This window comes from Amycolatopsis sp. lyj-90 (assembly GCF_046549035.1).
Taxonomy (GTDB): Bacteria; Actinomycetota; Actinomycetes; order Mycobacteriales; family Pseudonocardiaceae; genus Amycolatopsis.
In genome coordinates this window covers 853053-874262 of sequence record NZ_JAJPWP010000003.1, presented here as the reverse complement: position 1 = coordinate 874262, position 21210 = coordinate 853053, and the positions used below count along the sequence as shown (strand labels likewise).

22 protein-coding genes are annotated in these 21210 nt (G+C 69.0%); 15 read left to right on the top strand and 7 right to left on the bottom strand.

What is annotated here, in order from left to right; genetic code table 11:
- Positions 1-79 precede the first annotated feature (79 nt).
- The 5 genes from ACLJPX_RS15655 (at position 80) to ACLJPX_RS15635 (ending at position 5665) form a co-directional block, all read left to right on the top strand.
- A complete protein-coding gene (locus ACLJPX_RS15655) occupies positions 80-1417 on the top strand; it encodes a UDP-glucose dehydrogenase family protein (protein ID WP_410600764.1) in 1338 nt (445 codons plus the stop codon).
- Between the two features lie 74 nt (positions 1418-1491).
- A complete protein-coding gene (locus tag ACLJPX_RS15650) occupies positions 1492-2910 on the top strand; it encodes an MFS transporter (protein WP_410600685.1) in 1419 nt (472 codons plus the stop codon).
- Positions 2911-2941: 31 nt separating this feature from the next.
- Positions 2942-3934 (top strand): isopenicillin N synthase family dioxygenase, encoded by a 993-nt coding sequence (locus ACLJPX_RS15645; protein WP_410600684.1) that lies wholly within the window; start codon positions 2942-2944, stop codon positions 3932-3934.
- Between the two features lie 96 nt (positions 3935-4030).
- Positions 4031-4435 (top strand): YciI family protein, encoded by a 405-nt coding sequence (locus tag ACLJPX_RS15640; RefSeq protein WP_410600683.1) that lies wholly within the window; start codon positions 4031-4033, stop codon positions 4433-4435.
- Complete coding sequence (locus ACLJPX_RS15635; protein WP_410600682.1) at positions 4436-5665, top strand: RNA polymerase sigma factor; 1230 nt, start codon at positions 4436-4438, stop codon at positions 5663-5665.
- A gap of 60 nt (positions 5666-5725) precedes the next feature.
- On the opposite strand, the gene ACLJPX_RS15630 is transcribed toward ACLJPX_RS15635, so the two are convergent.
- Together ACLJPX_RS15630 and ACLJPX_RS15625 are read right to left on the bottom strand one after the other, a co-directional pair.
- Positions 5726-6541 (bottom strand): hypothetical protein, encoded by an 816-nt coding sequence (locus ACLJPX_RS15630; RefSeq protein ID WP_410600681.1) that lies wholly within the window; start codon positions 6539-6541, stop codon positions 5726-5728.
- A gap of 235 nt (positions 6542-6776) precedes the next feature.
- Complete coding sequence (locus ACLJPX_RS15625; protein WP_410600680.1) at positions 6777-7448, bottom strand: nitroreductase/quinone reductase family protein; 672 nt, start codon at positions 7446-7448, stop codon at positions 6777-6779.
- A 118-nt stretch (positions 7449-7566) separates the two neighbouring features.
- On the opposite strand from ACLJPX_RS15625, the gene ACLJPX_RS15620 reads away from it, so the two are divergent.
- Positions 7567-8001, top strand: a complete 435-nt coding sequence (locus tag ACLJPX_RS15620; RefSeq protein WP_410600763.1) for a MarR family transcriptional regulator — start codon at positions 7567-7569, stop codon at positions 7999-8001.
- Positions 8002-8009: 8 nt separating this feature from the next.
- On the top strand, positions 8010-8336 hold the full coding sequence (locus tag ACLJPX_RS15615; protein WP_410600679.1) for a YciI family protein: 327 nt from the start codon (positions 8010-8012) through the stop codon (positions 8334-8336).
- Here the strand turns inward: ACLJPX_RS15615 and ACLJPX_RS15610 are convergent.
- Positions 8333-9160 carry a class I SAM-dependent methyltransferase gene (locus ACLJPX_RS15610; protein WP_410600678.1) on the bottom strand — a complete coding sequence of 276 codons (828 nt, stop codon included), beginning with the start codon at positions 9158-9160 and terminating at the stop codon, positions 8333-8335. The two genes, ACLJPX_RS15615 and ACLJPX_RS15610, sit on opposite strands and share 4 nt — an antisense overlap.
- Before the next feature lie 141 nt (positions 9161-9301).
- Between ACLJPX_RS15610 and ACLJPX_RS15605 the strand changes: the two genes are divergently transcribed.
- Together ACLJPX_RS15605 and ACLJPX_RS15600 are read left to right on the top strand one after the other, a co-directional pair.
- Positions 9302-9955: an NAD(P)-dependent oxidoreductase gene (locus tag ACLJPX_RS15605; RefSeq protein ID WP_410600677.1), complete on the top strand. Its 654-nt coding sequence runs from the start codon at positions 9302-9304 to the stop codon at positions 9953-9955.
- A 40-nt stretch (positions 9956-9995) separates the two neighbouring features.
- Positions 9996-11252 carry a hypothetical protein gene (locus ACLJPX_RS15600; RefSeq protein ID WP_410600676.1) on the top strand — a complete coding sequence of 419 codons (1257 nt, stop codon included), beginning with the start codon at positions 9996-9998 and terminating at the stop codon, positions 11250-11252.
- A 61-nt stretch (positions 11253-11313) separates the two neighbouring features.
- On the opposite strand, the gene ACLJPX_RS15595 is transcribed toward ACLJPX_RS15600, so the two are convergent.
- A complete protein-coding gene (locus tag ACLJPX_RS15595; protein ID WP_410600762.1) occupies positions 11314-12234 on the bottom strand; it encodes a proteasome assembly chaperone family protein in 921 nt (306 codons plus the stop codon).
- Between the two features lie 147 nt (positions 12235-12381).
- On the opposite strand from ACLJPX_RS15595, the gene ACLJPX_RS15590 reads away from it, so the two are divergent.
- Together ACLJPX_RS15590 and ACLJPX_RS15585 are read left to right on the top strand one after the other, a co-directional pair.
- Complete coding sequence (locus tag ACLJPX_RS15590) at positions 12382-12894, top strand: PH domain-containing protein (RefSeq protein WP_410600675.1); 513 nt, start codon at positions 12382-12384, stop codon at positions 12892-12894.
- Positions 12891-14414 (top strand): PH domain-containing protein, encoded by a 1524-nt coding sequence (locus ACLJPX_RS15585; RefSeq protein WP_410600674.1) that lies wholly within the window; start codon positions 12891-12893, stop codon positions 14412-14414. Before ACLJPX_RS15590 ends, ACLJPX_RS15585 begins: the two co-directional genes overlap by 4 nt.
- On the opposite strand, the gene ACLJPX_RS15580 is transcribed toward ACLJPX_RS15585, so the two are convergent.
- Positions 14405-15313, bottom strand: coding sequence for an SDR family oxidoreductase (locus tag ACLJPX_RS15580; RefSeq protein ID WP_410600673.1), 909 nt, complete (start codon positions 15311-15313; stop codon positions 14405-14407). The genes ACLJPX_RS15585 and ACLJPX_RS15580 overlap by 10 nt on opposite strands.
- A gap of 112 nt (positions 15314-15425) precedes the next feature.
- Between ACLJPX_RS15580 and ACLJPX_RS15575 the strand changes: the two genes are divergently transcribed.
- The 3 genes from ACLJPX_RS15575 (at position 15426) to ACLJPX_RS15565 (ending at position 17057) form a co-directional block, all read left to right on the top strand.
- Positions 15426-16205, top strand: coding sequence for an IclR family transcriptional regulator (locus tag ACLJPX_RS15575; protein WP_101610315.1), 780 nt, complete (start codon positions 15426-15428; stop codon positions 16203-16205).
- Positions 16206-16257: 52 nt separating this feature from the next.
- Positions 16258-16752 (top strand): GNAT family N-acetyltransferase, encoded by a 495-nt coding sequence (locus ACLJPX_RS15570; RefSeq protein WP_410600672.1) that lies wholly within the window; start codon positions 16258-16260, stop codon positions 16750-16752.
- Positions 16753-16862: 110 nt separating this feature from the next.
- Positions 16863-17057, top strand: coding sequence for a hypothetical protein (locus ACLJPX_RS15565; protein WP_101610317.1), 195 nt, complete (start codon positions 16863-16865; stop codon positions 17055-17057).
- A gap of 197 nt (positions 17058-17254) precedes the next feature.
- On the opposite strand, the gene ACLJPX_RS15560 is transcribed toward ACLJPX_RS15565, so the two are convergent.
- Positions 17255-17692 carry a PPOX class F420-dependent oxidoreductase gene (locus tag ACLJPX_RS15560; protein WP_410600671.1) on the bottom strand — a complete coding sequence of 146 codons (438 nt, stop codon included), beginning with the start codon at positions 17690-17692 and terminating at the stop codon, positions 17255-17257.
- A 26-nt stretch (positions 17693-17718) separates the two neighbouring features.
- On the bottom strand, positions 17719-18990 hold the full coding sequence (locus ACLJPX_RS15555; protein WP_410600670.1) for an aspartate aminotransferase family protein: 1272 nt from the start codon (positions 18988-18990) through the stop codon (positions 17719-17721).
- Between the two features lie 216 nt (positions 18991-19206).
- On the opposite strand from ACLJPX_RS15555, the gene ACLJPX_RS15550 reads away from it, so the two are divergent.
- On the top strand, positions 19207-21156 hold the full coding sequence (locus tag ACLJPX_RS15550) for an NPCBM/NEW2 domain-containing protein (RefSeq protein ID WP_410600669.1): 1950 nt from the start codon (positions 19207-19209) through the stop codon (positions 21154-21156).
- The last annotated feature ends 54 nt before the right edge of the window (positions 21157-21210 follow it).

Here is a 21210-nt window from a genome sequence, read left to right as displayed (position 1 = left end):
TCTCTCGATGCCACCGGGCAGGACGGCTCCGTCCTGCCCGGTGGCGTCGAAAACAGGAGGGTCAAAGGGAATGAGTGCAATGTTCGGGACCAAGGTCGCCGTGATCGGCGCGGGTTATGTCGGGTTGACCACGGCCGCCTGCCTTTCGTCACTGGGACATCAGGTCGTGTGCGCGGATGTCGACCAGGAAAAGGTCGACGCCTTGAGCCGCGGTGAGGCGACCATCCGGGAGCCGGGTATCTGCGAGCTGGTGGTGGACGGGCTGGCGTCCGGCAGGCTGGGATTCGTCCTCGGCGCGAGCGCGGCGGTGTCCGAGGCGAGCATCGTGATCCTGTGCGTGCCGACACCGATGAGCGCCACCGGCGCGGCGGATCTGACGACGCTGGAATTCGTCGTGGCCGAGGTGCGGGAGCTGCTGGCGCCCGGATGCGTCGTGGTGAACAAGTCGACGGTTCCCGTCGGCACCGCCTCCCGTGTCACGGAACTGATCGATCGGGCGGACGTGGCCGTCGTGTCCAATCCCGAGTTCCTCCGCGAAGGGTCCGCGGTCCACGACTTCCTGAATCCCGACCGGATCGTGGTCGGTTCGGCCGATCGTGACCCGGTCTCCGCCCAGCGCGTCGCCGACCTGTACGGGAAGCTCGACACTTCCGTACTGGTGACCGATTCCGCGAGCGCCGAGATGATCAAGTACGCGTCCAACTGCTACCTGGCGACCCGTCTGTCCTTTGTGAACACCGTCGCCGAGTTGTGCGAGTACCTCGACGCGAGTATCGACGACGTGACGCTGGGAATGGGTTACGACGAACGGATCGGCAGGTCGTTCCTGCGGCCGGGTCCGGGCTGGGGCGGTTCCTGCCTGCCGAAGGACACCTTCGCCCTGCTGCGCACCGCGGAGTCGGCCGGCAGCGATTTCGCCCTGCTGCGGGCGGCGATCGAAACCAACCTGAAGCAACAGGAACTGGTGGTCGACAAGGTGCGCAAGGCCGTCGGCGGCGAGCTGGCCGGTGCCCGGATCGGCCTGCTGGGCTTGACGTTCAAGGCCGGGACGGACGATCTGCGGGACTCTCCGGCGCTGGCGGTCGCCGGACGGCTGGCCGCCGAGGGCGCGGAACTGTTCGGCTACGACCCCAGCGTCCACGCCCCGGTGCCGGGGGTGACGGACGGTGTGCGGATCACGGGAACCGCCTATCACGCGGCGAACGGCGCGGCGGCGATCGTGCTGCTGACCGAGTGGCCGGAGTTTCGCGCTCTCGACTGGGCGCGGATCGCCGACCGGCTGGACGGCCGGGCCGTCATCGACACCCGGAACCTCCTCGACCCGCTCATCGTGGCCGGGACGGGCCTTTCCTATCAGGGCATCGGCCGCCCGGCGGTCGTGCCACGCGCCGGTGACATGGTCCGGCAGGCAGGCTGACCGGGGGTGGACGGCGAGCGACCCGCCCCCGGGCCTCACTCGTCGTCCCCTCGCCGTCGAGGACGGGACGACCGATGACGAAGCGAGTCAAGCCCTGGTCCGCGCTTTTCGCGCTGTGCCTGGGTTTCTTCATGGTCATGCTGGACATGACCATCGTGAACACCGCGGTGCCGTCGATGGTGCGCGAACTCGGTACCGAACTGACCGCGGTGATCTGGGTGACCAGCGTGTACCTGCTCGCCTACGCCGTTCCGATCCTGCCCGCCAGCAGGCTGGGTGACCGGCTCGGCCCGAAACGCGTCTTCGTCGCCGGGCTCGTGGTGTTCACCGGGGCGTCCTTGTGGTGCGGGCTTTCCGGTGACGTGGAAACCCTGATCGCCGCCCGCGCGGTGCAGGGTCTCGGCGCCGCGCTGATGACGCCGCAGACGACGGCCTTCATCACGCATCTGTTCCCGCCGGACGAACGCGGCCCGGCGCTGGGGGCCTGGGGCAGTGTCGCGGGCGTCGCCATGATCACCGGTCCGGTGCTCGGCGGCGTGCTCGTCGACCGGTTCGGCTGGGAGTGGGTCTTCTTCGCGAACGTTCCGATCGGGCTGCTCGCCCTGGCGCTCACCGCCGTCCACGTGCCCGACTGGAGACCGGGGAACTCTCACCGCTTCGACGTTCCCGGCATCCTGCTCTTCGGCGCGGGTCTCGTCTGCCTCGTCTTCGGAATCCAAAATGGACGGACCCACGGATGGGGGTACGCCGGAGCGGGAGTGCTGCTGCTGGGCGGTTTCGTCCTGTGGCAACGGGTCAACCGCCGCGAACCGCTGCTGCCGTTGCGAATCTTCCGCAACCGCGACTTCTCCCTGGGGGCCGCGACAGCGGTGCTGGTCGGGTTCGCGATGACCAGCACGCTCCTGGTGCTGGCCATCTACCTGCAGTCGGTGCTCGGCATGTCCCCGACCGACGCGGGCCTGCTCACCGCGCCGCTGGCCCTGATGTCCGGCGCCGTCGCGCCGTTCGCGGGACGGTTGTCGGACCGGACGCACCCCAAGTACCCGCTGATGTTCGGCCTGTTCTCGCTGTGCGGCGGCCTGTGCGTCCTCTCGCTGGTGATCATCCCGGCGAGTTCGCCCGCGGCGCTGATCCCCGGGCTGCTGTGGTGCGGTCTCGGTGTCGGCTTCATCTTCTCCCCGATGAGCAACGTGACCATCAACTCGGTCGAGCGGTCGCTGGTCGGCAGCGCGTCGGGCATCTTCAACACGGCGCGGCAGATCGGCGGGGTCCTCGGCGGCGCGGCCGTCGGTTTGGTGCTGCAGGCACGGACCAGTGCCCCGATGGCGGGCAGGGCGAACGAGGCCGCGGACGCGGTCAAGACCGCCTTCCTGCTCCCGATGGGCGTGCTGATCCTCGGGCTGCTGTGCTCGGCCGCCCTGCGCCGTTCCCGGCGGGAACCGCGGCCGATCGGGCAGGACGGATCGCCCGATCGGATGACCGCGGCCCCGTGATCACCGGCTCCGTCCTGGCTACCGTCGTCTCATGACCCTCGTACCGACGATCGACCTGAGCGGCTGGGACGACGGAGACCGCGCGGAGCTCGCGCACACCGTCGACGAGGCTTTGACGCGTGTCGGGTTCCTGCAGCTCGTCGGGCACGGCATCCCGCGGGCGACGATCGACGGGATGCGCGAAGCGACAGCCGCCTTCTTCGCTCTCCCTGTCGAGGAGAAGCTCCGCTCCGCGCCTGCCGACCGCGCCTCGGATCGCGGGTACGCGGCCGAAGGCACCGAAGGACTGGCGTACAGCCTCGGCGAGACGACGCCGCCCGACCTGTCGGAGTCGTTCGTGATCGGCGCGGAGGACATCGACGGTGACGATCCGTACGGCTTCTTCGTGCCCAACATCTGGCCCGGTCTGCCGGAAAGCCTGCGGCCGGCGCTCACCGCCTACGAGGCGGAAGCACACCGCGTCGCGAAGGTCCTGCTGGAGATCTTCGAGCAGGCACTCGGACTCCCCGACGGCTACCTGGGGGCGTACACCCGGCATCCGACGCGCACCTTGCGGGTGAATCACTTCGAACGCCGCGCCGGGGCGCCCGCACCGCTGCCGGGACAGATGCGGCTCGGCGCGCACACCGACTACGGCATCGTCACCGTCCTGTACGCCGATCCCGTCCCCGGCCTGCAGATCCACGGTCCCGACGGCGCCTGGCACGACGTCATCCCCGCCGAGGACGCGCTGGTGGTGAACCTCGGCGACCTCACCGCGCAGTGGACCAACGACCGCTGGCGCTCCACGCTGCACCGGGTCGTGCCGCCGTCCGGGCCCGGGCCCTCGCGGCGCCGAAGCGTGGCGTTCTTCTTCGACGGTGATCACGACGCACGGTTCGAATGCCTCCCGACCTGCCAATCTCCCGAAAATCCGCCGAAATATCCGCCGGTCCTCGGCGGTGCGCACCTCTACGCCAAGATCACCGGCGGGCGGACCCTCGAACCGGCCGACGCGATGAACACCGCCGCCGACCGCGGCTGAGGGAGAATTCCCGGCGAACGATGTCCGGTCCTGTCCGGTGGCTCCGACGTCTCCGGCAGAAGGCACCGAAGCGGTGCCCGCCGAGAGGAGCCAACCGTGAAGTACATGATCATGATGTTCGGGTCGCAGCAGGATCTCGACAGCATCGGCGGCAAGTGGAGCGCGGACGAGGTCACCGCCCTGCACGAGTTCATGGCCAAGTGGAACAACGACCTGGTCGAGTCCGGGGAGTTCGTCGACGCGCAGGGCCTTTCCCAGCCGGCGCACGCCCGCCGCGTCTCCCTGCGTGACGGCGCGCCCGTGGTGACCGACGGGCCGTACGCCGAAACGCAGGAGGTCCTGGTCGGCTACACGACCGTCGACTGCGCGAGCTACGACCGCGCGACCGAGATCGCGGCCAAACTGGCTGCCACCCCGCATCCGGAAGGCACCGACTTCGGCCGCGAGTGGTACGTCGACATCCGGCCGTGCGCCGACAGCTTCGAAGAACTGGAGCTCTAGGTGCCGGACAGCGGCGTCGAGGACCTGCTGCGCACGCTTTCGCCGCAGGTCCTCGGCGCCGTCGTCCGCCGCTATGGTCACTTCGACCTGGCGGAGGACGCGACACAGGAGGCGCTTCTCGCGGCCGCGACGCAGTGGCCCGCCGAGGGACGGCCCGACGATCCGCGCGCGTGGCTCATCACGGTCGCCTCGCGGCGGCTGACCGATCTGCTCCGCGCCGAGCAGGCGCGGCGCCGTCGCGAAGACACCGTCGTCCAGCGGACGTTGCCGGAGGAACACCTCGCGCCCGCGGCGGACCGGCGGGCCGCCGACTCCGACGACACGCTCATCCTGCTTTTCCTGTGCTGCCACCCGTCCCTGTCACCGGCGTCGCAGATCGCGCTGACGCTCCGGGCCGTCGGCGGCCTCACCACGGCGGAGATCGCCCGCGCTTTCCTGGTCCCCGAAGCGACGATGACCCGGCGGATCAGCCGCGCGAAGACGGGCGTCAAGACCAGCGGCGTCCCGTTCGGCATGCCACCGGAAGCCGCGCGTGCGGCGCGGCTGGACGCGGTCCTCCACGTGCTGTACCTGATCTTCAACGAGGGTTACGCCAGCACGTCCGGCCCCGACCTGACGCGGAGCGAGCTGTCCGCCGAAGCCATCCGGCTGGCCAGGATCGTCCACCGGCTCCTGCCGGAAGACAGCGAAGTCACCGGGCTGCTGGCGCTGATGCTGCTCACCGACGCCCGCCGCCCGGCGAGGACGGCACCGGACGGTGCGCCGATCCCGATGTCCGAACAGGACCGGAGCCGCTGGAACACCGGGTACGTCACCGAAGGGATCGCGCTGCTGTCCGAGGCGCTGCCGCACGGGCCGACCGGGCAGTTCCAGATCCAGGCCGCGATCGCCGCGCTGCACGACGAGGCGCCGACCGCCGAAGAGACCGATTGGCCGCAGATCGAGGCCCTCTATGAACTTCTGCTGCGGCTCTCCGCGAATCCCGTGGTGGAGCTGAACCACGCCGTCGCGGTCGGGATGGCCCGAGGTCCGCGAGAAGGGTTGACGGCCTTGGAAAAGCTCGGTGACCGGGTTCCCGGCGACCATCGGTTCCACGCCGCCCGCGCGCATCTGCTCGAACTGGCCGGGGACACCGCGGGCGCCGTCGAGTCCTATGTGGAGGCTGCCCGGCGCGCGACGAACCTGCCGCATCAGCGCTATCTCCACGCTCGCGCCGCCCGCCTGCGCTGAAGTACGTGAAGGCCCCCTTCCTTGCGCTAGACGCAAGGAAGGGGGCCTTCACGTACTTGACTAGCAGCTGAGCAGGAGCCCGGTGATCGCGGTGCAGGTCGACGACGCGGTGTTGTTGGCCGCGTTCGGGTCGGCGACGGAACTCTGCGTGATCTTCGCGGTCGTCTTGACCGGTCCGATGGTCAGCAGTCCGGCGGCCACCGAGAACTTGGCCGTGCCGCTGGTGCCGGTCGCGAGCGACGAGAAGTCGCAGTTGACGACCTTCGAGCCGCTCGGGTTCGAGCAGGTCGACGAGCCGGTGAAGCGCAGCCCGTTGCCCAGCGTCGACGCCACCCGGATACCGGACGCCGTGCCCGGACCCGCGTTGGTGACCTTGACCGTGTACTCGATCGACGACGTCAGGATCCCGCGCGGGGACGCGGTCAGCGTGACACCGAGGTCCGCGGCGCTCTGCGCGCCGGTGACGGTCAGCACGGGGCCGTCGAGGATCTCGAAGCTGTAGTTGTCACCGACGAACTGGTGCTGCAGGGTGACGCTGCCCAGCGGGGCGTCGTCCTTGACCCGGAAGGTGAACAGCACGGTCTTGCTCTGCCCGGGGGTCACGGTGCCGACCCCGCCGCGGATGCTGCCGCCGAGCATGTCGCAGGCGAACGCGCCGGGACAGGACACCAGGTCGACGATGCCCGGAAGCGGCGATTCCTTGCCGTAGAGCGTCGCCTTGCCGCCTTCGATGGTCGAGGTCGCGTCGGCGTTGTAGACGGTTTGCGAGACGGTGAACGTCTGTCCACGTTGGACAGTGGTCGGCGAAACCTCCACGGCGCTGGTCGGCGGGGCCGCGAGGGCGGAGGCAGGCGCCACGAGCATGATCGTGGCCACAGCGGCCACCAGAGACAGAACTGAGGCTCTTCGAAGCTTCATCGGTTCTCACAATTCCGGTCGGGGGCGTCGCGCCGATCGGTGCGGACAACGATCAGTCGCCCAGGAACGGACATTCGTTACCAGTGTCTCCCGCCGGGTGGCCCGAAGTTCTCACCCGCTCGGAGTAACCCCGCCGCGTGTTCCCAGGTCCGGAACACGCGGCTCGTTTCCAAGCTGTGACAGAACGAACCGATCACGGGGACGATGTTCCCGCTCCGCGGAGCGCCGGGAGCAGATTCGCCTCTTCGTAGGCGAAGTGTTCATCGAGTCCATTCGCGACCCGCTCGAACTCCTCACGCAGTGCGGCGGTTTCGAGTTCCCCCTTGCCCTGCAGCAACTCATCAAGATCGAGCAACGCGCGGGACACGGTTTCGTGTTCTTCGCGCAGCCGGGTCAGGGCCGGCGCGAGTCCGGGATGGGCCTTTTCGATCGCCGTGAACGCGCCGTCCTCGCGAAGATGGTGCATCCGCAGGCCGTTGCAGAAAGTGACACAATGGCCGAGCAGTTCGCGCCGCACTCCCGGCCGTCCCCGCACCGGCTCGCCGTCGAGCTCGGCCCGCGCCTCCGCCAGCGCCTTCCGGAGCTCGTCGTGGTGGACGAGCAACTGATCGGCGATCGCCCGCCCGCGGGCGGCATCGACTTCCAGCAGATGCAGCACGAAACCCCGCTCCCCGCCTTCGAGCGGCACGGCATACGCGGCATGCGGAACCCCGTCGATCCCGAGTGTCGCTTGTGGACTGACGAGAAGGTCGCGATACCAAGGAGAATCGGCGTCCGGCGCGTACGCCAGGTACCGGCTTCCGTGACTGCGGCAGGCGACGGAGGTCGTGCGGGGACGCCCCGTCCCGGCATCCATGGTGGTCATCGACAGCGATTCCACGGTACTCCCCAGGTAGCATCGTCCTGAAAGCCATTTTGCTTTGCAAGCAAAGCCTCTTTGCTTGCAAAGGTATCCAGGAGGGTGCCCGGTGTCAACCGAGGACATGGAAGCCGACGACGCCGTGCGCGCCTTGCTGCTGCTCATGCCGCGGATGGTCGGCCGCGCGAAGCGGATCAAGATCCCCGACGAACTCCAGTCGCTGTCGCTGGCTCCGCGTCACTTGTCACTGCTGTCGTACCTGCTCTTCGACGGTCCGATGACGGTGAACGAACTGGCCGAACGGCTCGAGGTCGCCCCGACCACGGTGAGCCTGATGGTCGGCGAACTGAGCAAGAAGGACGTCCTGGACCGGCGCGAGGACGAGGCCGACCGGCGTCGGCGGATCGTCGCCATCACCGAGCGCATGCGGCCCGCGATCGACGGCTGGCTAGCGCAGGGCGCCCGCGCCTGGCAGAAGGCGCTCGCCCCGCTGACACCGGCGCAGCGCCGCCTGTTCATCGACACGCTTCGGGCCTACGAGGACGGGCTCACGACCTAGGAGAACCGGTGCGATACCTGCTCATGCTCTGCGGGACCGTCGATGACGAAACGCCCGGCACGGACATCACCGAGCCCTGCCGCGCCTGGCGCGAAGAGCTGACGCGGCGCGGGATGCGCGTCGACGGGATGGGCCTGCACGCGCCGGTGTCGGCGACGACCGTCCGCGTCCGCGACGGCAAGGCGCTGCTCACGGACGGCCCGTTCGCCGAGACGAAGGAACAGATCGGCGGCATCACCGTCCTCGACTGCGAAAGCCGGGAACAGGCCGTCGAGGCGGCGAAAAGTCATCCCTGGGCCGCGATCGGGACGATCGAAGTCCGCGAGATGATCTAGCCGGTGATCCGGACGGTGACCTGATTGTCGGCGTAGGTGTAGGCCACGTATTCGAATTCGGTGCCGGTGCGTTCGACGTATTCCAGCCACGCCCGGTGTTCGTGCCGCTGCCAGCCGGGGTAATTGAAGAACTCGTCGAAGTGCACGATGCTGCCCGGCCGCAGACGCGGACCGGCCAGATCGAGCACGGTTTTCGCCGAGCTGTACAGATCACCGTCCACGTGAAGGAAATCGACGGCACCTTCGTGCCGCTCGAGAAAACCGGGAAGCGTGTCGGCGAAAAGACCGACGACGAGTTCGGCGCCGGGGACGTCCGGCAGATCTTCGCGCGCGAACGAACCGGCGGGCATCCCGTTGAGCCAGTTCTCCGGCAGGCCCTGGAACCAATCGAATCCGTAGGTTTCGGCACCGCCGCGCGCCTTGGCGATCACGCGCAGCGTGTTCCCGCTCGCGACCCCGAATTCGAGGGCCATTCCCCCTGACGGGGCAAGGGAAAGCGCGTACGCGAGCGTCTCTTGCGGACGGGCGAAGTGGCGGGTTCCGGTCAGGTGCTCGCGGGCGAACCGGTTGCTGTCCCGCGCCGCGTCCTGATCACCGGCGTAGATGATGTCGCGACGGCTCCGGATTTCGAACTCGATGACGCGATCGAAACAGCGATCTCCTTGCCGGACGATCTCCGCGCGCAGTTCCCCGGCGACCCGGTTCAGCTCCTCGGTATAAGGATCATGGAATCGCCGGGCGAGCCGGTGCAGGCCCCGGCCGAGGGTGCTGCGGGCCGATCGGCCCACCGTGTACAGGGCTGAATGGGGTACCAGGTGACGCATTCCGGGACGATACACCAGCACCATTCGGGTGAACGGACTCAGAACATCGAGGGGCCGGTTTCGTTGCGGTAACCGAGGGGTCCGCTCCTACCATCGCGTTCGCCGCCGGTGATCAGGTGCCGGCACGGGAAAAGGAGCGCGATGAGCAAGATCGTCATCTTCGGGGCAGGCGGACGTGGAGGACGCCGAGCCGTCGCCGAAGCCGTGAATCGCGGGCACCGGGTGACCGCCGCCGTCCGGGATCCCCGCCGTCACAAGGATCTCGCCGGTGAAGCCGTCACCTTGATCGCCGCCGACGTCACGGTGGCCGACGACGTCGCGAAGGCGGCCGCCGGGCACGACGCCGCGATCAGTTCCATCTACCGCGCGGATCTCCCCGCGCGGGAGTACTACCCGGCCGCCGCGCACGCGCTGATCGACGGCCTCGGCCAAGCCGGTGTCACGAGGCTGGTCGTCGTCGGCGTCGGGTCGGCGTTGGAGATCGCGCCGGGCGTCGCGTTCCACGACCAGCCGGGCTGGCCGCCGGAACACCGCGAATTCTCCCTCGGGCACACGGCGGAACTGGAGGTCCTCCGTGCGTCCGGCGGCGCACTGGACTGGGTGGTCATCGCGCCGCCGCCCGCGATCATCGACGAACACGCCGAGCGGACGGGCGAGTACCGCAGCGGGGACCACCGGGTATTGCCGCGCGCGGAAGACGCGGGACCGTTCTCGTACGCGGATCTCGCGGTCGCACTCGTCGACGAGATCGAACGGCCAGGGCATTCGAGGGAAATGGTCGCCATCGACCACTGACCGGGCAACCTTCCGGACGGGTGGTTCGTAAGGAGTTCACATGCACTCCCTGCGACAACTGGAAGGGTCCCAGATGCAAGGCGTAGCAAGACGATCCACGCTGACCGTGTCCGGTCTGGTCCTCGGCCTGTCCGGCCTGCTCACGAGTACGGCGTCGGCGAGCGAGGGCTGGCGGCTGGAACAACCACTGGACAGCACGGTGAACCGGATCTACTACGGCGTCACGGCCACCGGCGCGAACGACGCCTGGACCGTCGGGAGCACCTGGACCGGCAGCGCCGAAGTCCCGGTCGCGGTCCGCTGGGACGGCACGAAGTGGGCCGACACCACCCCGGCCCCGGTCACCGGCACCAGCGCCCGGTTCACCCAGGTCTCCGCCTCGGCACCGGACAACGTCTGGGCCGCCGGTGACCGCACGGTCGAGGTCGGCACGCGGCAGGTCGCGGATCCCCGACGGCCGCGTCCCGCCCGCGTGGCGGCGACCGGCTCGTCGACACTGGTCCAGCGATGGGACGGCAAGACGTGGACCGACATCGAACGCCCGAAACCACCGGCGGGCATGGAGGGCTTCACCAGCGACATCGCCGCTTTCTCGCCGAAATCGGTGTGGCTGGTCTCCTACGACTACGACTTCAAGACGAACAAGTCCGTGGACCATCTCGAACACTGGACCGGGAAGGCGTGGGAGCAGGTCGAGATCCCGCAGACCGGCGCCCGCCCGCTCCGGCCGTCCCGGGTCGGCGGCACCGGTGACGACGACCTGTGGGTCTCCGCGTCGTCGGTGGCGGCCGACGGGAAGGAGACCCCGTTCCTGCTGCACTGGAACGGCGCGGGCTGGCGGCAGATCGAGGTTCCCGTGCCGTCGGACTACCGCACCGGCTGGCTGGTCAACCACGTCGTCCCCGACGGCCGCGGCTCGGCCTACGTCGTCGGCAGGGTGAACGAATGGAACGCGACCGGCATCCCCGCGTTCGTCACCCGCTGGGACGGGCAGAAGTGGAGCTCCCTGCCGTCCGGCCCGTTCGACGAGATCAACGCGGCCGCGCTCGACGGCTCCGGGAAGCTGTGGACCGCGGGCTGGGTGCCCGGTGACGCCCACGTCCTGATGTCCGTGTGGAACGGGATCGAATGGCGAAAGGACGCGCTTCCGCCGGAGGTCGCCAAGACGGCCGACGGCAGTTCTATCCTCGGGTTCGCCGCCGTCCCCGGGACGCCGGGCGTGCTGACCTCCGGGGTCGGCAGCTCGGGCGGGCTGGAGAGCACTTGGGGCGTCCTCGCTTCGCTCGACCTGCCCTGACCTGCCTCGTGAGTGGTAAGGACGGTTAGAACCGTCTTTACCACTCACGAGCAGGGGCGGCTCAGCGCTCCGGGGTGTCGCCACCGTTCTGCTCGGCGAGGAACCGCTCGAACTGGCTCCCCAGCTCCTCCGCGGTCGGCATGTGCTCCACCGACTCCGCGAGCAGGCTTTCCTTGCTGGACGCCTCCATGAAGGTGTCGTACTGCTGCTCCAGCGCGCGCACGACGTCGGCGACTTTCTCCGACCCGGCGACCTGGCGCGCGATCTCGGCTTCCGCCTCCTGCGAGGCCTCCCGCAGATCGCCGTCCGGCAGGTTCAGCCCGGTCGACTCGGCGACGGCCTCCAGCAGGTGCAGCGCGGCGCTCGGGTACGTCGAGTCCGCCAGGTAGTGCGGCACGTGCGCGGCGAATCCGGACGCGTCGTGCCCCCACTCGCCGAAGCGGAACTCCAGCAGCCCGGCGACGCTGCCCGGCACCTGCATCCGGTTGGGCAGCGGCCGGTGTTCGCCGACCAGCTCGTCCCGCGTCGCGTGCGCTGTCACGCCCAGTGGGCGGGTGTGCGGCGCGCCCATCGGGATGCCGTGGAAACCGGTGGTGAGCCGGACGTCCCAGCGTTCGACCAGACTCCGCACGGCCGCGCAGAACCGCTCCCAGTCGTGGTCCGGTTCCGGGCCGGTGAGCAGGAGGAACGGCACGCCGTCGGCGTCGTGCAGCAGGTGGACGACCAGTTCGGGAGCGTCGTAGGCCTCCCAGTGGTCGATGGAGTACGTCATCGTCGGGCGGCGCGAGCGGTAGTCGATGAGGCGGTCGACGTCGAACCGCGCGATCACGCGGTGTTCGGACGAGCTCAGGAGGTGCTCGGCGACGAGTTTGCCGGCCGACCCCGCGTCCATGAACCCGTCGAAGTAGTGCAGGAGCACGGCCCCGCCGAGGTCAGGGACGTCCGAGTCCACCTCGTACAGGTCTTCCGGGTCCAGCGCCACCAGATCCTCCAGGTTTCGTGCGTACAACCGTCTACGGGTGGGAACGCCCCGATAGGGGGCATCCATTCCGCCGATGGTGGCCGAGATCCTATCGGTCCGTGACAGGTGCCGTGGGCGGTCCGTGCCGGGGTGGTGCACGCTGAAGAGGTGACAGAAGAGACAGCACCGCCCGAGCGGCTCACCCTGCGCCCACCCGCCAACCGGGTCAGCCGTCGTGCCATCGGGTACTGGACGGTGTGGGCCGCGGTCGGCTGGGTGGTGCTCATCGGTGTGCAGGCGGTGTTCGTGCTCACGAGCGACGACCCGCCGACGTGGCTCACCGTGACACTGACGATCTCGTGCGTGCTCGGCCCCCTGCATCTCCTGGTCATGCCGCAGTGGCGCTATCGGATCCACCGCTGGGAGGTCACCGGCGAGGCCGTGTACACCCAGGAAGGCTGGCTCAAACAGGACTGGCGGATCGCGCCGATCTCGCGGATCCAGACCGTCGACATCGAACGCGACCCGGTCGAGCAGCTGTTCAAACTGGCGAAGATCACCGTGACGACGGCGTCGGCCGCGGGCCCGGTCAAGATCGCCGGTCTCGACCACGCCGACGCGCTGGCGCTCGCCGCGGAACTCACGAAGACCACGCAGGCCACTCCCGGTGACGCGACATGAGCACCGAGGCAGCACCGGACGCCACCGTCGATCAGTGGCACCGCCTCGACCGCCGGATGCTGCTGATCCGGCCGGTGCTCGACGTCGTCAAATCGCTGCCGGTGCTGATCGGGACGGTGCTCCTCGGCCGGGGCAACGGCTGGGAATGGATCGGGCTGGGCGTCACCGCGCTGACCGTGCTCGTCGGCATCTCGCACGTGCTCACGTCGCGCTATCGCATCGCCGACGGCCAGGTGGAATGGACCACCGGACTGTTGCTGCGCAAACATCGCGCGATCCCGCTCGACCGCGTCCGCACGGTCGACGTCACCTCGGAGCTGAAGCACCGCCTGTTCTCCCTCAGCGCCGTGCGCATCGGCACCGGACGGCATTCGGCCGTCCAGGGCGCGGGCAGTGACCAGCTCGTCCTCGACGCCGTCAGCGCGACCGAAGCACACCGGCTGCGCACGGTTCTCTTGCACCGCAAGGAAGTCATCGCCGAAGCCGAGTCCGCGCCGCCGCCTGAGCAGATCGTGGCGGAGGTCGACCGGAAGTGGGTGCGGTACGCGCCGTTCACGCTGTCCGGGCTCGCCGTGGTGGGCGCGGTGTTCGCCGCGGTCTGGCATTTCGCGCACCAGCTGAACATCGACCCGGAGAACGTCGGGCCGTTGCGGGACCTCATGGACGATCTGGCGAACACCGCCGTGTGGCTGATCGTCGTCGTCGCGGCGGTCGCCCTGCTGGTGCTCGTCTCGCTGCTTTCCGTCGGCGGCTACGTGCTGTCGTTCTGGAACTTCAAGCTCACCCGGGAGACGGAAGGCACCCTGCACGTCCGGCGCGGGCTGATCACCACACGTTCGGTGTCCATCGAAGAGGACCGGCTTCGCGGCGTCGAGGTGAAAGAGCCGCTGCCGCTGCGGATCGCGGGCGGGGCGCGGCTCACCGCGATCGCGGGCGGGCTGCGCGAGGGCAAAGGCGGGGACAAGGGCGGCGGGCTCCTGCTGCCGCCCGCGCCCGTCGGCCGGGTCCACGAGGTCGCGGCCGAGGTGCTGCGGGAGAACTTCGACCCGGCGACCGTGCCGCTGAACCGGCATCCGCGACGCGCGCTCACCAGGCGGCTCACCCGGGCCGTCGTCGGCGTGCTGATCCTGGCGACGGCGCTGTTCGGCCTGGCGTGGATCGATTTCCTGCCGGACTGGATGTGGCAGGTCGCGCTCGGGCTGCTGCCGTTCGCCGTGCTCGTCGGCTGGGACGGCTACCGCAACCTCGGCCACGCGATCGTCGGGCGGTATCTGGTCAGCCGCTCCGGTTCACTGGCGCGGGCGACGGTGGCGATCCGGCGCGAGGGGCTCACCGGGATCGTCATCAGCCGCTCGTTCTTCCAGCGCCGCGGCGGGTTGATCACCGTGACCGCCCCGATCGCGGCGGGCCGGGGCGGCTACCAGGTGGTCGACGTCGGCGAATCGGCCGGGCTGGCGATGGCGGAGCAGGCCGCGCCCGGCCTGCTCACGCCGTTCCTGCGGCGGGAGGCTCAGCGGTAGCCGGTGACGTCCGCCGGTTTGCCCGGATCCTGGACCTCGACGAGATAACGCCAGCAGTCGGGGCGGCTTCCGTCGAGGTCGGTGAATCCGTAATCCTTCGCCAATTCGCCGCTGGACACCGATTTCCCGTTCCAGCGGGCGACTTCCGCGTCACCGGCCAGCGCCGCGACCGCCCTGCCGACGAACGCCGGGCTTTCAGAAATGGCGAAATGCGGCTGCACCTTCGTCGCGTCCCGCCAATTCTGTTCGGTGACCTGATAAGCGTCGAGCATCGCTTCCGAACGGAGCCAGCCCGGCGTGACCGCCACCGCGGTACCGCCATGCGGTTCCAATTCGTGGGCGAGGGCGAACGCCATCCGGTTCACCGCGGTCTTGGCGAGGTCGTAGAAGAACGAAACGCGGTAGTTCCCCGAGTTGTACGCGGTGGTCCCGTCGTTGACCTCGATGACCAGCGATCCCGGTTTCCTGATCATGAGCGGGAGCGCGAAATGGCTGGTGATGGCATGGGTGTCGATGGCGAGGCGCAACGTCCGCAATCCGGTGTCCAAAGTGGACTCCCAGACCGTTTTGCCCCATTCGATGGGTGCGCCGTAGATGTCGTTGACCAGGACGTCCAGCGCCCCCTGCTCGGCGTCGATCCGTTCCACCAGCTCGCGGACCTCGTCGGCCTCCAAATGGTCTACGCCGATCGCGATGCCGCGCCCGCCCGCCTCGTCGACGAGTGCCGCGGTCTCCTCGATCGTCTCCGGGCGATTCATTTCGGATCTCCGGGAACCGGTGCTGCGACCGGTCACGTAAACGGTCGCGCCCGCGGCCCCCAGCTGGACCGCTATTCCCCGCCCGGCGCCGCGGGTCGCCCCCGCGACCAAAGCGATCTTGCCCGCCAATGGCTTTTCCATGGTCCGAACCTAGCAAGAAGTCCGTTTGTTCGTGGACCAAAGTCCCTGGTCCGCAATTCACACAATGTGCTACTTTCTTGACTCTTTGTGATTGCCCCGGCGAGAGGTCGAGATGACGCCTGCCGCACGATCCCTGGACACCACCGCTCCCCCGAAACGCACCCCCGGCGCCAGCAGCTCACGCAAAGTCCTGCAGCTGCTGCTCTCCTTTTCCGAACGCCGCTGGGACGCGAGCGTCGCCGAGCTCGCCGCGAGGATCGGCACCCCGGTCGCCACGACGTATCGCTATGTCGCACTGCTGAAGGAACTCCAGCTGCTGGAGGAGGGCAAGACCGGGCGCTATCACGTGACGAGCCAGGTGATGCCGCTCGCGCGGGCCGCGCAGCTCGCCAACGACCTCGCCCGGCTGGCGCGCCCGGCGATGGAGGAGGCTGCTCGCGACCTCGGCGAGACGGTCCTGCTGTTCCAGCATTTCGGCGATTCCGCGGTCTGCGCGGACCGCGTCGAATGCGAACGCGCGATGCGCTTCACCTTCCAGCCGGGCCATTCCGTCCCGCTCGGCGCCGGCGCGTCGGGCAAGATGCTGCTCGCCATGCTGCCGGAAGGCGAACGGGAAAGGCGGCTTTCGTCGATCGTCCAGCGTCGCGGGCCGACCGTGCGGGAAGAGGTCAAACGCGCGGGTATCAACCGGTATTCGGTCAGCTGGGGCGAACTGGACGACGGCGTCTGGTCGTGTTCGGTGCCGATCCCGAGCACCGGGCACCGGCCCGCGGTGCTGAGCCTCGCCGCCCCCGCGACCCGGATCAGCGACGACGCGAAACGGGCCGCCATCGTCGCGCTCCAGTCGTACGCGAGCAGGATCCACCGGGCCGTTTCGTCGTTCTCCCTCTGACGCGGCGGTAATTCGCGCGCGCCCACCCCGGCGCCGGGGTAGAACTCGACCCGTGATCCGACCAGCCGTACCCGAAGACCTGCCCAGGCTCCAGGATATCGAGCGCGCCGCGGGCGAGCCGTTCCGCGCCCTCGACATGGCCGCGATCGCCGACGACGATCCGCCGTCGCTCGAGGACCTCGCGGCCTATCAGCGCGCGGGCCGCGCCTGGGTCTGCGACACCGGTGACGGCCCGATGGCGTACCTGCTCGCCGAGGTCGTCGACGGCTACGGCCACGTCGAGCAGGTGTCCGTCCATCCGGACCACGCGCGGCAGGGCCTCGGACGGCGGCTGATCGAGCACGCCGCGGAATGGGCCTCGCGCGAGGGGCTCGCGGGGCTCACGCTGACGACGTACGCCGAGGTGCCGTGGAACGCGCCGTACTACGCCCGGCTCGGCTTCGCGACGCTCGGCGAGGAAGACCTCACCGACGGCCTGCGAGCGATCCGGGACCACGAAATCGCCCGTGGCCTGGACGCGTGGCCGAGGGTGACCATGCGGCGGTGACCCGCGCGGGGGGTTCGACTGGCGACGTCTATCGAACGTGTGTTCTACTGTCCGCGCCGGCCCCGGAGGGGGAAGCTCCGCGGGCCGGCACCGGAGCAGAGGAGACACGGATGGCGGTCAAGATCACCCATCTCACCAACGGCCAGCAGGTGCGCTTCGCCAACGCGGACGGCGCCCGCCGCTACGCCGAGATCATCGGCGGCGGGGTCGACAAATGGCGGTTCACCGTGGTCAGCGGGTACGAGCTCCCGGAAATGTCGGGGCGGGTGGTCCATGTGCCGGTATGGCGGATGACCTCCAGGTGACACCCGGACCGTTCGCGTGGATCACCACCGCGGACAACGGGGGCGACGAACTCCGCCGCTGCCGAGGCGGGCCCACGCGGGCCCTTCGTGACCGAGCGCGAGTCCTCGTGCACGTCGCGAGGCGTGACCTCGTGAGTGGCTAGGGCGGTTCTAACCGTCCTAGCCACTCACGAGACCTACTACGGTTCGGCCCCGCCTCAGGCCTCCGGCAGGATCCCGCGCCGGAAGGGCTCCACGCCGACGACGTGCCGGACCCGGTCCGGCTCGACCAGGATCTTGACCCGCCGTTCCCCCGGAATCCGCCATTCGTAGCGGTCGGTTCCGACGTACTTCTTCGCCAGCCGGTCCATGCAGCGGTCCGCCTCGTCACCCTCGACGAACTCGACGGCCCGGCCGTGGATCACGACCCGGTCGTAGGGATTCTCCGCGTCCACGCACGACAGCGACACACGCGGATCGCGGCGCAGGTTCTCTTCCTTCACCCGGCCGACGGCGGTGTTGAACACGATGTAGTCGCCTTCGACGTCGATCCACATGGGCGACACCTGGGGCGAACCGTCCCGGTTCACCGTGGCCAGATGCCAGAAGTTCGGCGCCGCGACCCGGTCACGGACCTGCTCGCTCAACTCGGCCATCCGGCCCTCCCGGTGAAGTCGCGTGCCTAGACGAGCCGGTCCAGCGCGCGTGGCAGAGCCGTGGTGAGCAGGTCCAGTTCGGCTTCCCCGGCGATCAGCGGCGGCGAGACCGCGATCCCCTTGGCCAGGTTCCGCACGAGGACGCCCTCCTCCCGCGCCGTCCGCTGCAACCGGTTCGGCGCGCCGGCGTCCGACGCGAGGAAGTCGGCCTTGAGCTCCACCGCGCCGAGGAAACCCAGCCCGGCCCGGACCTCCGCGACCAGCGGATGCGAAGCCAGCCCGGAAAGCGCGTCCGCCAGCGGCTTCTCCAGCTCGCGCCCGCGCGGGATGAGCCCGTCGCGCTCGTAGATGTCCAGCGTCGCGTTTCCCGCGGCGCAGGCGACCGGATGCCCCGCGTAGGTCGCGCCGTGCCGCAGCACCGGCGCGCCCGGCTTCCCGGTGAAGAACGGCTCGGCCACCCGCGGCGCGACGATCAGCGCGCCCAGCGGGATCGTCCCGCCGGTGATGCCCTTCGCGGTCGTGATCATGTCGGGCTTCACGTCCCACCGGTCGATCCCGAACCAGGTCCCCAGCCGCCCGAACGCGGCGATCACACAGTCGGCGACGAACAGCACACCGTGCTTGCGGCAGATCCCGGCGACCGCCTCGATGTACCCGTCCGGCGGCAGCAGGACCCCGCCCGCGCCGATCACCGGTTCGCAGAAGAACGCCGCGACCCGCTCCGGCCCGACGCGCTGGATCTCCGCTTCGAGTGCTTCCGCGCTGTCGTACGGCACGTGCGAGATGTCGCCCGGCAACGGCCCGAAGTTCGTGGCGTTGGCCGCGATGCCGCCGACGGCCGTGCCGAAGCCGTGCGTGCCGTGATATCCCTGCACCCGCCCGATGACGTGCACCTTCTCCGGGTGCCCGGTATGCGCGAAATGCGCCCGGGCGATCTTGACCGCGGTGTCGATGACGTCGCCGCCGCCCGAACCGAAGAACACCTTCGAGCCTGGTTCCGGCGCCAGCGCGGAGACGCGCTCGGCGAGCCTCAGCGCCGGCTCGTTGGCGTTGTAGCCGAACAGGTTGTACGAATCGAGCGTCCGCAGCTGGTCCGCGACGGCCACCGCGATCTCCTCGCGTCCGTGGCCGAAGTTCGCGTACCAGAGCGACGCTGTCGCGTCGAAATAGCGCTTCCCCTCGTCGTCCCAGACATAGGAACCCTCACCGCGGGCGATGACCAGCCGGTCGCCGTCGACCGCTCCCATGTCCGCGAAGGGATGCCACAGCGGATTGTGCGCGGATGCCGACGACACCATGATCTTCCTCCTCGAGTCCGTGCCCCCATCCTCGCCCGGATCCGGCCGCGACGCGAACACTCCATCGTGCACAGTTCGCGCCGCGGACCTGTCCGGTCTGTCGCCGCAACCTCCGGTGAATTTCCGACACCATCCCAACGGCTCTTGACCAGCGCTGGCCGATCCTGTTGTTTGATGAGTGAGTTTGTTCAAAGTTGAGCATTCTGGGAGGAACTTATGCGTCGTCTCGCTGGCGCGCTCGTCGCCGCCTGCACGCTCACCGCCCTCTGCGCCGTTCCGGTGGCGGCCGTCGAAAGCCCGCCACCGGTCGCGACACCGCCGATGGGCTGGAACAGCTGGAACAAGTTCGGCTGCGACATCACCGAACAGCTGATCCGGGAAACCGCCGACGCCATGGTGACGTCGGGGATGAAGGCCGCCGGCTACCAGTACGTCAACCTCGACGACTGCTGGGCGGAGAAGAACCGCACCCCCGACGGGAAGTACGAACCGCATCGGACGCGGTTTCCCAGCGGTATCAAGGCGCTGGCCGACTACGTGCACGGCAAGGGCCTGAAACTCGGCATCTACACCAGCGCGGGCACGGAAACCTGCGCGCGGACCATGCCGGGTTCACTCGATCACGAAGAGGTCGACGCGCGGACGTTCGCGGACTGGGGAGTCGACTACCTCAAATACGACAACTGCCACAACCAGGGCCGTCCCGCGCTGGAGCGGTACACGAAAATGGGCGAGGCGCTGAAGAAGACCGGCCGCCCGATCGTCTACGCCCTCTGCGAATGGGGCGAGAACAAGCCCTGGGAATGGGGCAAGGGCGCGGGAGCGCAACTGTGGCGCACCACCGGCGACATCAGTGACACCTGGTCGAGCATGACGAACCTCCTCGACCAGCAGGTCGGCCTGGAAGGCTATGCCGGGCCCGGTGGCTGGAACGACCCGGACATGCTCGAAGTCGGCAACGGTGGCATGACCGACACGGAATATCGCTCCCACTTCGCGCTCTGGTCGCTGCTCAACGCCCCGCTGCTGGCGGGCAACGACCTGCGTTCGATGTCCGGCGCGACCAAGAAGATCCTGCTGAACAAGGATCTTCTCGCGGTCAATCAGGATTGGGGCGGCAAGCAGGGACGCAAGGTCCGCGACGACGGGGACACCGAGGTCTGGGCCAAACCGATGTCCGACGGCTCGAACGTCGTCGTCCTGTTCAATCGCGGCGGCGCGCCGTCGACCCTGTCCGCCACCGCCAAGGAGATCGGCGCCCCGGCCTCGTCCGGCTACCGGGTCCGGGACCTGTGGACCGGCGGTGAGACCGAGTCCGCCGGAATCCTGCGGGCGGGGCTGCCCGGCCACGGTTCCGCGGTCTTCCGGGTCTGGCCGTCGAGCCGTCCGAAGGCCGCTCCGCATACGACACTTTCCTTGCGGTCGCCCGAATACGCCGCCACCGACAAGCCGTTCACCACGACACTGCAGGTGTTCAACGACGGCAGGACACCGCTGACCGAGGGCAGGGTGAAGCTCACCGTCGGCGCGGGCTGGAAGCCGGACGGCGGCACCGAAGTACGGATTCCCGCTGTCGCACCGGGAAAGTCGTGGGAGCGGACCTGGACCGTGCGCCCGTCGTCTCCCGTCGGTGACCACGTCGAGGTCTCCGGGCGGATCGACTATCGGACGTCATCGGGGGCACGATCGTTGTCCATGACCGGCAGCGCGCCCCTCGTGAAACCCCCTGCCGCCGGGACGAACGCGCTCTCGAAGGCGGCGTTCATGACGGCGGACAACGGCTACGGACCGGTGGAACGCGGGACCAGCAACGGCGAATCGAGTGCCGGTGACGGCCACAAGATGAGCATCGGCGGGGTGACCTACGACGACGGACTGGGCGTCCACGCGCCGTCCAAGGTCCGGCTCTACCTCGGCGGCGGCTGCGCGTCGTTCGCTTCGTCCGTCGGCGTCGACGACGAGAAGGCCGGGGGCAGCGTGGCGTTCGAGGTCCTCGGTGACGGCAAGCGGCTGGCGAACACCGGCGTGCTCAAGCGCGGCCAGGCGGCGCAGACGCTTTCCGTACCCTTGAGCGGGGTGCAGGTACTCGACCTGGTCGTCACCGACGGCGGCGACGGGGTCGATTCCGATCACGCGGACTGGGCCGGTGCGGCTCTGAACTGCTGACGCGCGTGACATGAAAGGCCCGTTACTTGCAAATTTTGCAAGTAACGGGCCTTT

Bases quoted from the DNA above. Each gene is read 5' to 3' on its own strand.
- ACLJPX_RS15550 (WP_410600669.1), top strand. From the start codon at position 19,207: ATGCGTCGTCTCGCTGGCGCGCTCGTCGCCGCCTGCACGCTCACCGCC.
- ACLJPX_RS15575 (WP_101610315.1), top strand. From the start codon at position 15,426: ATGACGCCTGCCGCACGATCCCTGGACACCACCGCTCCCCCGAAACGC.
- ACLJPX_RS15610 (WP_410600678.1), bottom strand. From the start codon at position 9,160: ATGCGTCACCTGGTACCCCATTCAGCCCTGTACACGGTGGGCCGATCG.
- ACLJPX_RS15565 (WP_101610317.1), top strand. From the start codon at position 16,863: ATGGCGGTCAAGATCACCCATCTCACCAACGGCCAGCAGGTGCGCTTC.
- ACLJPX_RS15580 (WP_410600673.1), bottom strand. From the start codon at position 15,313: ATGGAAAAGCCATTGGCGGGCAAGATCGCTTTGGTCGCGGGGGCGACC.
- ACLJPX_RS15625 (WP_410600680.1), bottom strand. From the start codon at position 7,448: ATGACCACCATGGATGCCGGGACGGGGCGTCCCCGCACGACCTCCGTC.
- ACLJPX_RS15645 (WP_410600684.1), top strand. From the start codon at position 2,942: ATGACCCTCGTACCGACGATCGACCTGAGCGGCTGGGACGACGGAGAC.
- ACLJPX_RS15620 (WP_410600763.1), top strand. From the start codon at position 7,567: ATGGAAGCCGACGACGCCGTGCGCGCCTTGCTGCTGCTCATGCCGCGG.
- ACLJPX_RS15655 (WP_410600764.1), top strand. From the start codon at position 80: ATGTTCGGGACCAAGGTCGCCGTGATCGGCGCGGGTTATGTCGGGTTG.
- ACLJPX_RS15600 (WP_410600676.1), top strand. From the start codon at position 9,996: ATGCACTCCCTGCGACAACTGGAAGGGTCCCAGATGCAAGGCGTAGCA.
- ACLJPX_RS15555 (WP_410600670.1), bottom strand. From the start codon at position 18,990: ATGGTGTCGTCGGCATCCGCGCACAATCCGCTGTGGCATCCCTTCGCG.
- ACLJPX_RS15650 (WP_410600685.1), top strand. From the start codon at position 1,492: ATGACGAAGCGAGTCAAGCCCTGGTCCGCGCTTTTCGCGCTGTGCCTG.
- ACLJPX_RS15585 (WP_410600674.1), top strand. From the start codon at position 12,891: ATGAGCACCGAGGCAGCACCGGACGCCACCGTCGATCAGTGGCACCGC.
- ACLJPX_RS15605 (WP_410600677.1), top strand. From the start codon at position 9,302: ATGAGCAAGATCGTCATCTTCGGGGCAGGCGGACGTGGAGGACGCCGA.
- ACLJPX_RS15560 (WP_410600671.1), bottom strand. From the start codon at position 17,692: ATGGCCGAGTTGAGCGAGCAGGTCCGTGACCGGGTCGCGGCGCCGAAC.